General features: G+C 44.3%; 11 protein-coding genes. 4 read left to right on the forward strand and 7 right to left on the reverse strand.

Annotation, left to right across the window (positions count from 1 at the left end; genetic code table 11):
- Nucleotides 1-82: 82 nt before the first annotated feature.
- The 6 genes from Q8J68_RS00450 to Q8J68_RS00475 form a co-directional block, all read right to left on the reverse strand.
- Nucleotides 83-1,684 carry a sodium:solute symporter gene (locus Q8J68_RS00450; protein ID WP_305309605.1) on the reverse strand — a complete coding sequence of 534 codons (1,602 nt, stop codon included), beginning with the start codon at nucleotides 1,682-1,684 and terminating at the stop codon, nucleotides 83-85.
- Complete coding sequence (locus tag Q8J68_RS00455) at nucleotides 1,684-1,806, reverse strand: symporter small accessory protein (RefSeq protein WP_305309606.1); 123 nt, start codon at nucleotides 1,804-1,806, stop codon at nucleotides 1,684-1,686. The genes Q8J68_RS00450 and Q8J68_RS00455 overlap by 1 nt, the downstream gene beginning before the upstream one ends.
- A 231-nt stretch (nucleotides 1,807-2,037) precedes the next feature.
- Nucleotides 2,038-3,663 carry a sodium:solute symporter gene (locus tag Q8J68_RS00460; protein ID WP_305309607.1) on the reverse strand — a complete coding sequence of 542 codons (1,626 nt, stop codon included), beginning with the start codon at nucleotides 3,661-3,663 and terminating at the stop codon, nucleotides 2,038-2,040.
- Nucleotides 3,663-3,788 (reverse strand): symporter small accessory protein, encoded by a 126-nt coding sequence (locus tag Q8J68_RS00465; protein WP_305309608.1) that lies wholly within the window; start codon nucleotides 3,786-3,788, stop codon nucleotides 3,663-3,665. Before Q8J68_RS00465 ends, Q8J68_RS00460 begins: the two co-directional genes overlap by 1 nt.
- Nucleotides 3,789-4,104: 316 nt before the next feature.
- Nucleotides 4,105-4,974: a class I SAM-dependent methyltransferase gene (locus tag Q8J68_RS00470; protein ID WP_305309609.1), complete on the reverse strand. Its 870-nt coding sequence runs from the start codon at nucleotides 4,972-4,974 to the stop codon at nucleotides 4,105-4,107.
- Between the two features lie 95 nt (nucleotides 4,975-5,069).
- Complete coding sequence (locus Q8J68_RS00475) at nucleotides 5,070-6,368, reverse strand: PGF-pre-PGF domain-containing protein (RefSeq protein ID WP_305309610.1); 1,299 nt, start codon at nucleotides 6,366-6,368, stop codon at nucleotides 5,070-5,072.
- Nucleotides 6,369-6,500: 132 nt separating this feature from the next.
- Here Q8J68_RS00475 and Q8J68_RS00480 point away from each other — a divergent pair, with 132 nt between their 5' ends.
- Entirely contained in the window at nucleotides 6,501-7,550 is a 1,050-nt protein-coding gene (locus Q8J68_RS00480) for a tyrosine-type recombinase/integrase (RefSeq protein ID WP_305309611.1), read from the forward strand.
- Nucleotides 7,551-7,555: 5 nt separating this feature from the next.
- On the opposite strand, the gene Q8J68_RS00485 is transcribed toward Q8J68_RS00480, so the two are convergent.
- Entirely contained in the window at nucleotides 7,556-8,464 is a 909-nt protein-coding gene (locus tag Q8J68_RS00485) for a hypothetical protein (protein ID WP_305309612.1), read from the reverse strand.
- A gap of 116 nt (nucleotides 8,465-8,580) precedes the next feature.
- Between Q8J68_RS00485 and Q8J68_RS00490 the strand changes: the two genes are divergently transcribed.
- The 3 genes from Q8J68_RS00490 (at nucleotide 8,581) to Q8J68_RS00500 (ending at nucleotide 9,224) form a co-directional block, all read left to right on the forward strand.
- Complete coding sequence (locus tag Q8J68_RS00490; protein WP_305309613.1) at nucleotides 8,581-8,757, forward strand: hypothetical protein; 177 nt, start codon at nucleotides 8,581-8,583, stop codon at nucleotides 8,755-8,757.
- A 16-nt stretch (nucleotides 8,758-8,773) separates the two neighbouring features.
- Nucleotides 8,774-8,932, forward strand: a complete 159-nt coding sequence (locus Q8J68_RS00495) for a hypothetical protein (protein WP_305309614.1) — start codon at nucleotides 8,774-8,776, stop codon at nucleotides 8,930-8,932.
- Between the two features lie 115 nt (nucleotides 8,933-9,047).
- Nucleotides 9,048-9,224 carry a hypothetical protein gene (locus Q8J68_RS00500; protein ID WP_305309615.1) on the forward strand — a complete coding sequence of 59 codons (177 nt, stop codon included), beginning with the start codon at nucleotides 9,048-9,050 and terminating at the stop codon, nucleotides 9,222-9,224.
- The last annotated feature ends 109 nt before the right edge of the window (nucleotides 9,225-9,333 follow it).

Consider the following 9,333-nt stretch of genomic DNA (forward strand, 5'->3'; position numbering starts at 1 on the left):
GGGCTGGAAATTCCCCTCTGGCAGTTTCCTGCCAGAAGGATTGACAATCGGGCCAAAAAAGGCACTTCAAAAGGCTGCAATCTTAATCGGTTGCAGTTGAGATCCCGAAACAGCGATCAATGTGTTCCTGAGAATCCGGCTTTGTCATCAGGCTGACAACTATTGCTGTCAGGAAGGCCAGTGGGGTGGCTACGATGATCGGGTCAACTACAGTCCAGGTCCCTGTCAGGATGGTGTCCACACCAAAGAGAGCCCTGCTTATGCCCAGTGCGCTTGCCTCTTTTGCATGCACGAATATAAGCCAGAATAGACTGCTGAAAGCTCCCACCAGCATGCTTGCTATCGCTCCTTTCCTTGTCATGCGTTTCCAGAAGAGGGCGCCTGTGTACATGGGCAGGAAGGAGGCTGCGCACAGACCGAAGAAAACAGCTGTAGCAGTTGCAATAATACTTACCGGCAGGATGTAGGCGAGCACAACGCTGACAAGGATCGTAAATGCTATTGACATCCTGGTGATATTGATCGTTTGTCCAAGTTCCCCCTTTTTAAGGAACTCGCGGTAGAAGTCATGTCCTATCGCAGTTCCCATTGTATGGAACTGGGCGCTCAATGTTGACATTGCTGCAGCCAGCAGAGTCAGCATGAACAGGACAACGAAAATATCGGGCATTGCGCTGTTGATATACTGGGGTATTATGAGGTCTGTGTTCCCGCCGGCGGCTACCACAGATATCACCCCCAGTTTATCGAAGAAATATACATTAGAGAGTGCCCCTACCGTGAAGGCCACACCTGTCATCATAAGGATAAAGGGTCCGCCGATCAGTACTGCCCTGTTCAGGGCTTTGTCATCTTTCACTGTCATGAACCTGACCGCAAGCTGGGGCTGGGCAAGAACGCCGATGCCCACACCCAGGATCAATGTCGATACAAGGTTCCACCAGATAGGCGACCCGAATTCAGGCATAGCTGTCCATCCAAGATGTCCCCCTGCCCGCAGGCTTTCAGGTACCAGGTAAGCCATATTGGTGAGTGCCTGGTGAGCTTCCACGACACCTCCCAGTTTAATATAAGTAAGGGTTAGAAGAAGCGCCATCCCAAGGAACATGAGAGCACCCTGGAGTGCGTCTGTGTACATGACGGCGATGATGCCTCCCGTGATGACGTAGGCAGCAACTATCACCGTGAGGATGAGGACCGCGACATCATAATTTATATTGAGGGTGGTTTCGACGAACCTTGCCCCTCCGATAAGTACTATTCCGGCATAGAGCGGCATGAAGAAGCCGATAAGGGCTCCCGAGAACCCCTGGATGAAACGGGACTGATATCTTCTTCCAAGAAGTTCGGGAAACGTGACAGCGCCGAGTTTTAATCCTATGCGGCGGGTCCTTTTCCCAAATACAACAAAAGCCAGGAATACACCTACAAAGATCGTCATAAAAGCAAGCCATAGAAGACCCATGCCAAGCGCCCCGGCAGCACCGCCAAATCCGACGATTGCAGATGTGCTGATAAAGGTGGCACCGTATGAGACTGCAAGGATGTAAGGGTTCATTTTCCTGCCGCCCACCATATAATCTTCAGTCTGCTGCGTTTTCTTATAGCCAAGCCATGCCAGATAGAAAATGATCATCATGTAAACAAGGACAACAACACCGAGCACCGGTGTGCTGACGGCCATCAGCACTCCTCCCCTTCTTCGCCCTTATTCCAGTTCAGTGCACCATAAATGATACAACCTACAGCACTTAAAAAACAAAGAACATAAGCAAGCCATATTTGCGGATCGTCGATTCCGAGCATTTTTCTTCTCCTTCTGTTTAATAATAAATCGTGATAGTTATCGCGCTATGTGTTCCTGTATCAATATTTAAAACTATCCTATAATTCAAATACTACTCATGCAGAAGGCGGTAAGGTTTCCCGGAAGATGGCGTTGACGAACTCGTTTCTACCAGGGAGGCTCTAATATGAACCCAAAAATATTCATCTGGCAGTCTCCTGCCAGAAAACCCATTCTGTCGGCTTAAAGTCTTAAATTTCCACAGGATTGCTATGCATTTCGCTTGTGACTGAACTCTTGAAGCAGAGGTCAATATGTTCCTGCGGACTGGGCGCAGTCATCAGGCTGACAACTATTGCTGTCAGGAAGGCCAGCGGAGTAGCTATGAGTATTGGATCAACTACAGTCCAGGTACCTGTCAGGATAGTGTCCACACCAAATAGCATCTTGCTTATACCCAGTGCACTTGCCTCTCTTGCATGCACGAATGTAAGCCAGGACAGGCTGGTGAATGTTCCTACAAGAAGACTTGCTATGGCTCCTTCCTTTGTCATGCGCTTCCAGAACAAGGCTCCTGTATACATAGGCAGGAAAGCTGCGGCGCACAGCCCGAAGAATATAGCAGTTGCCCTTGCTATTATCCCAAACGGAAGGATGTATGCAAGTATCACGCTTATGACTATCGTTACTGCAATTCCGAGTTTGGTGACGGTAACGGTTTTGCCGATCTTACCTTTCATAAGGAATTCCCGGTAGAGGTCATGTCCTATTGCAGTACCCATGGTATGGAACTGGGAGCTTAGGGTGGACATAGCAGCTGCAAGCAATGTGAGCAGGAAGAAGATGACAAAATAATCAGGCATTGCGCTGTTGATGTACTCCGGGATTATCTTATCAATGTTACCTCCGGCAGCATCAAGTGATATTATGCCTCTGGTTTCCAGGAAATATACATTTGAGAGAGCTCCGACAACATATGCCACACCCGCCATCATGAGAATGAAAGGTCCGCCTGAAAGCACTGCTCTGTTGAGTGATCTGGTATTCTTTACTGTCATGAACCTGACCACAAGCTGTGGCTGGGCAAGGACACCAATTCCTACTCCAAGCACGATGGTGGAAACAAGCGTCCACCAGGTAGGTGAACCGAACAAGGGCATGGATGTCCAGCCGGTGTGTCCCACAGCAGCCAGGTTCGCAGGTACGAGATGCGCCATGTTGGTGAGTGCCTGGTGAGCTTCCACGACACCGCCCAGTTTGACATAAGTAAGCACAAGCAGGATCCCCATGCCGGTAAACATTACCGCTCCCTGCAGGGCGTCGGTATACATGACTGCAATGAGCCCTCCGGTAATTACGTATGCGGCGACAATTACGGCAAGTATAAGGACCGCACTGTTATAATCGATATTTAATGCGGTTTCCATGAAGCGGGCCCCGCCTATGAGTACACTTCCGGCATAAAGCGGCATGAATATCGTAATCAGGATGCCTGAGAAACCCTGGATGAAACGTGACTGGAAACGTCTTCCTATTAATTCAGGAAAAGTCACAGCACCAAGGTTCACCCCTAGGCGCCTGGTCCTTTTTCCAAACAGGACAAAAGCCAGGAAGATACCGACAAAGATGTTCATGAACACAAGCCAGAGCACACCCATGCCAAAAGCTCCGGCATATCCTCCGAATCCTACTATTGCTGAGGTACTGATAAAAGTAGCTCCATATGATACGGCCAGTACCAAGGGGTTCACTTTTCTACCAGCCACCATGAAATCTTCGGTACTTTTTGTTTGCCTGTAACCTAGCCATCCCAGATAGAAAATGACCAGCAGATAAATAAGTACTGCAATACCGAGAATTGGTGTACTGACTGCCATCAGCAGGCCTCCTCATTTTCTTTGCCATCGTTCCAGTGCATCATCCCGTAGATAATACATCCAATTGCACTCAGGATGCATAACAAATATGCAATCCATATCTGTGGGTCATCTATGCCTAACATTTTTGTCTCCTTAAAATTAGAATGTTATTTGTTAGCACAGGACATACTTTAACTTTTCCATTTCATATCTTATGTTTTCACAGCAGTTTAAGGAAGGATGCACACGACTTTAGCCGTGGGTAGTTGACATTATCAGCGGCCACACAACCTATATATATTAGATAGGGGCATAGTAGAAATTGTGTTACAAAGGGTTGTATTTGTAACAACCAGGTGCAATAGATTTGCTAACCATAAGTAGCAATTTACCTTTAAAAGTGAAGTTGCACACAGACTCGAAAGCAGGCGCTTATGCGTCTGCTTCCTCCATTTGGATCTATTTTTCCGCTGTTGCCTGAATGAACACTGCTTTGCTTATGTTCTTCGATATGGCTGAAAAACCCGCATCCTCAAAAACCCGTATCCAGTCCTTTCCTTCCCTTTTCGTGCCATGGTGATGATCAAGTGGTTCAGCTGCGAAGACTTTGCCTCCATCTGCCACTACCCTTTTTGTCTCTGTCAGGGCTTGGGGTATATCGTCAAGGTGATGTAACATAAAGAAGCAAGTTACAGTATCGAACCTCTCATTCTCATAAGGCAGATCATATATGCTTGCAGCCTCAAACATTGCATTATCTATCCCATATATCTCGGCATTGATGCGGCATTGCCTTATCGTTCCTTCCAGAAGGTCTATCCCGAGTACCTTTGCTGACCTGTTGTGCTGTGCTATTTCCATCGTCGCAGCCCCAAGCCCGCAACCGACATCCAGGATGTCTTTACCTTTGACAAGCGGTATTACCTCAGTAAAGACCTCTTTCTTCAGTTTCTCCATCCCTAACTTTGGGTATGCAGCTTCCTGATGGTCAAATGCTGTGTAGGGGATAATGCCGTATACTGATGAATTATTCAAAGCAAGCAGCCCTTTAAAGTAAAGCCTGTCACCATCGTGCTTGATAAGCTTTACAACCGAAACCCCGGTTTCCCTGCAGAACCGTTTGTTCCATTCGTCCCTGCCCTTTGGGAATTCCATCTCCAGCGGGTCATGGATAACAATATAATGTGAATATTCATCGAACACATATGATGATGCATGAGCATGCTTGTTTAGCTCGACCTCACTAACAGCATCTCTCCATAGCGCAAGCAGTTCCATGGTTTCCTCATCAGCAAAATTGACTACTTTACCTATTGGTTTGAATGACATACTACCTGATTTTTTTACAAGGATAAAACTATTTGTATGTATAAGCATAAAACCGGAAAGATAAAATTAAAAATAAGGTGAATTCTGGGACCGAATCAGTCTTTCCTCCGGATAGTGGCCGCCATCAGTATTAGAATCAGGAACAATGCTGAGTTCTGACCAAGTGTCTGCTCATTATCACTATCTTGTTCAGTTGCAGATGCTTCATTTTGCAGACCAGGGTCTGCTGTTTTCTCATAAGTGCCTGTCTTCATATCCATGAAAACTTGGTAATTGTTTTCCATACTGCTTGTAGCCATTGCAAAAGCTGTAATCGCAAAAGGAGAAAAGCCGGGTGTCTCTGCCTGGAAGAAAACGAACTCTTGATCCTCGCCTGCAGTATTGGTCTGAAGTTCTCTCCACTCTCCATTATTAAACCTGTAAATGCGGATAGAACTGGCATCAAACCCATTTATTTTCATCCATTCCTTTGGCACCTTAAAACCAATGACAGCTCCCTTTATATTTTCCTCTGTTGCATATCCGTGTTTTCCAACCCATATATTCACATGTTTGTAAACCGTTCCAGGCGGAACATTTGTCGCGGTCACTGAGACGTTTTTCAGCACTTCTATGCTGCTTGTTATCTGTCCAGCGCTCTTTAGCGAGTGATAGGCGATATATTGAACAGGGTTTTCCTGTTCACTGAACTGATAAGTTACATTGGTATTGCTTAGTATGTTAATGCTTTTCACTTCTCTGATGTAGATATTTTCTGCATCTTCAGATGTGCCGGAACCTCCTCCCCCGCCTCCATTCCCAAAGCCCGTATCGCCTCCTGAACTGTTCCCAATAGTATCAGACTGATCGCCTGTTTCACCAAGGACAAGAACTCCTCCACTATTCACGGTTACAGGAACTGATCTGCCCTGAGAGTCGCTTAGTATGACGTTTATGAGATCAAGGGAGCAGTAGCCTTCTTTCCCGAGTGCTGTACACTCGACCTGGATAAAAGTTCCTGGAATGCTGATGGAGCTACCGCCAAGGGCCACTGCATATGAGCCGGTAACGGAACCTGCAGCATTATCAATAAGCCCCTTGTTGAACAAATGCGGAATGCTGTCCCTTCCAAACAGGCTTCCTTCTTCCACTTTGTTTGCAATGATAAAATCCTTGTCAAATAGTATATCCAGCTGCGCACCTACAAATGGAGTTATGGGCTCAATACCTACATAAATACTGAAAGTACTGTTTGCGTACACATTCTGGGTGGATGGGTAAATGGTCACAATTGCCTGGGCAGATGCAGGCATTACAAATGTAAGACTTATCAGCGCAATTAGTGCAAGAGCAAATACTAAAGATACTTTTCCCGGTATTCGCCCTGAATATGGATGATTATCTATCCTTGGCATGAGTACACCTTCAAGTGTAATAGGTAATTATAATTACACCTTAGTTACATAGAGGTTTTTATAATGGACTTGGAAGCACAAATAACTCGTACTCTCAATAAGACCGAATTAACTTATGAGAATAAATATATTTTGAATAGCTATGATAAAGACGCGAAGATGAACTCCGGCCACAGTGCAAAGACGAGAGCTGACCGGGCAATAATATTATCAAAACTCGCGATATACTCAGGTAAGCCATTCAAAGAGATGACAGAAGATGATATAAGGGCATATCTATTCAGCCTGGATGTTGCGCCAGTATCATTAGACAACTACAAAGCACACATAAAGAAGTTTTTTAAATGGCTTTATAAAACCGACATTGACCCGGAGTGCACACGCTGGCTTAAATTTAGATCCACGAAAAAGAGAAAACTCCCTGATGATATTCTCACGATGGATGAAGTCAAAGCACTAATCAATGCTGCTGATAATGTGAGAGATCAAACCCTTATCGCAATGTTCTATGATACAGCCGCAAGGCTTGGGGAAGTGCTAGGGCTTAACCAGGGACATGTTAACGCGGATTCATTCGGCTTCTTTATCATGGTCAATGGAAAGACAGGAACAAGAAGGATAAGACTGACAATAAGCGCGCCGTATGTCAAAAGCCTGCTCAATAGTCACCCATGCAAAGGTGCTAACAATCCTTTGTTTTACACGCAGGCGGGTACTAGAATGAGTGATTCACTGTGCCGAAGCATTATTAAAACGTTGGTTCAAAGGGCAGGGATTGAAAAGAGAGTACACGCACACCTATTCAGGCATACACGCATGACCCACCTTGCAGAGGACTTGACAGAGCAGCAGCTTAAGGTATTTGCAGGCTGGACAGGCGATTCCAAAATGTCTGGAATCTATGTACATTTAAGCGGGGCCGATGTGGATAACAAGATATTGGAGTTATCCGGGATGAAGTCACCAGATGAGAGGAAGGAAGCAGAGGACACACTAAAGCCTAAGGTGTGCGGCAGATGCAACGAGGTCAATGCGGTTACGAATATGTATTGCTTTAAGTGTGGTATGGCTATGACAAAAGAGGCCGAGTCCAATAATAACGATACAATCGCTGCGGTCCTTGACAAACTAAAAGAGCACCCTGAGATACTACTTGAAGCATTGGGAAAGGTAAACAAATAACTCGTTTACCTTTCGTATTTATAGCGATCTATCGCAGTGCGTAGATACCCATTGAAGGAGCAGCAAGTGCTTTCCAGATCAGACAATCTTATTTTTGACATTAACTCGGGTGGGAATACCAAGAATAGTCCACTAAATATAGTTCGGTCTAAAAAATATTCATACCCACCACCTTCACAGTATGAACCATCTGTATAAGGCTGAGGATTGAAATCTAATGCACTGTCTTCTATTGCATCTACAACGGGTTCAAAATCACTCAAATACTTAAATATGCCGGGATTTTTTGACTCTAAAAAGTTGGTCACAAATTTATCAGGACTTTTATATTCCTTTACAATTTTACTAACATCTTCATATTTAATGTAATCATCATCAAATTCTCGGCAGCTTTTAAGTTCTATTGAAATATTGACTATTGCCATTAGCATGGTTTCCATGTAACCGAACGCCCCTGCCGGTATTGTGAGCTTATCCCCTTCTCGTTTCAATGTACTTTGTATAATTGCGGACCCGTGGTCAAAGAAAAAACGATTGAAAAAAATACCCCTATAATAGTTTGAGTCAAGTATCAATTTTAAGTATTTGATATCGGTTTCGTTGAGTGTGTTTACTATGGGGTTTCTTGACTTGCGCACCTCGCTTTGTGCTTTGCTTTTTTCGAACAGGTGATTCAAAAAAGGATCAATCTTTGACAAATACGGAATATTGCGCATATTGCTAAGGTCAACAATATCTAAAACATGAGCTTCCATCATGCGGTTTCTTGCATTTTTTACGGGTGATGAATTGATTGTTTTGGAATCGTATATAAGTTCAATAGCATCTGTTTGTGATTTCGATACCATCATTGCGATATATAACAGCGATTCGATAGAGTCTTTTTTTAGCATTCCTGAAATGTCTCTGTCCATGTCTACACCTTAACATACATTTTTTAATTAATATGTACTTAACTACATTTATACTTTTTTCTATTTTGGTGTTAAATAGTACTTACATACATTCATGTATGTATGGAGGCCGATAAATGGTTATCCATATCGAAAAAGAAACAGAAAACAAGTTTCGAGAGTTCCTGAAAAGGAAAGGCTACGAATACGGAGACTTGAAAAAAGAATCCACTAAAGCCATTGAACAGTATATGACCACAAAAGAAGGTACAGCCAGCATACCCCGGCAAGAGTCCGCTGGCTGCAATGTATGAACCCGGAGGCCACACAGTGACTAATAACACATCTCAAAATAAAGAACTGTCGGCATGGGCAAGGCAGTTCACCCAGGAACGCAAGGCTAGTATAGATTATTTCTTAAAACATGGTTCACCGATAGAGAAAGCCCTTGTCGGTAAAGTTGTTGAACTCGCGGAGGCCACCGTATGACCACCAAGCCAGCACGCCAGTACACAGATGACAGTGATTGTTATCAGGATTGGTACACCGAGTACCAGATGGACCGCGAAGCAGAGATAAGAGAAGCAGCAGAGGACGTGGTCTAATGGTAAGTGATAAAACAGGGCCAATGCCTGCCACAGCATCCCTGCCAGAAAAGGAAACAAATGCAATTACTAGAACGGTTTTTTTAAATAAAAAGGTTTTGCCTTTGACCTTTGAAGAAATTCAGAAGATAGACGGCGTTGTAATTATAGTTATTAACCAAACATTTATTACTTAATAAGTATAACTATATTTCATGGCTAAACCAGAACAAATTCTGATAGAGCATCATCTTTCATCAGAGGAATTGCTTAAACATATTAAGTCGTTAGAGAAAGACACAAGAG

It is taken from the genome of Methanolobus sp., assembly GCF_030682845.1.
Taxonomy (GTDB): Archaea; Halobacteriota; Methanosarcinia; order Methanosarcinales; family Methanosarcinaceae; genus Methanolobus.

Coding starts and splice junctions, on each gene's coding strand:
- Q8J68_RS00450 (WP_305309605.1), bottom strand. CDS start 1,684: ATGGCCGTCAGCACACCGGTGCTCGGTGTTGTTGTCCTTGTTTACATG.
- Q8J68_RS00455 (WP_305309606.1), bottom strand. CDS start 1,806: ATGCTCGGAATCGACGATCCGCAAATATGGCTTGCTTATGTTCTTTGT.
- Q8J68_RS00460 (WP_305309607.1), bottom strand. CDS start 3,663: ATGGCAGTCAGTACACCAATTCTCGGTATTGCAGTACTTATTTATCTG.
- Q8J68_RS00465 (WP_305309608.1), bottom strand. CDS start 3,788: ATGTTAGGCATAGATGACCCACAGATATGGATTGCATATTTGTTATGC.
- Q8J68_RS00470 (WP_305309609.1), bottom strand. CDS start 4,974: ATGTCATTCAAACCAATAGGTAAAGTAGTCAATTTTGCTGATGAGGAA.
- Q8J68_RS00475 (WP_305309610.1), bottom strand. CDS start 6,368: ATGCCAAGGATAGATAATCATCCATATTCAGGGCGAATACCGGGAAAA.
- Q8J68_RS00485 (WP_305309612.1), bottom strand. CDS start 8,464: ATGGACAGAGACATTTCAGGAATGCTAAAAAAAGACTCTATCGAATCG.
- Q8J68_RS00490 (WP_305309613.1), top strand. CDS start 8,581: ATGGTTATCCATATCGAAAAAGAAACAGAAAACAAGTTTCGAGAGTTC.
- Q8J68_RS00500 (WP_305309615.1), top strand. CDS start 9,048: ATGGTAAGTGATAAAACAGGGCCAATGCCTGCCACAGCATCCCTGCCA.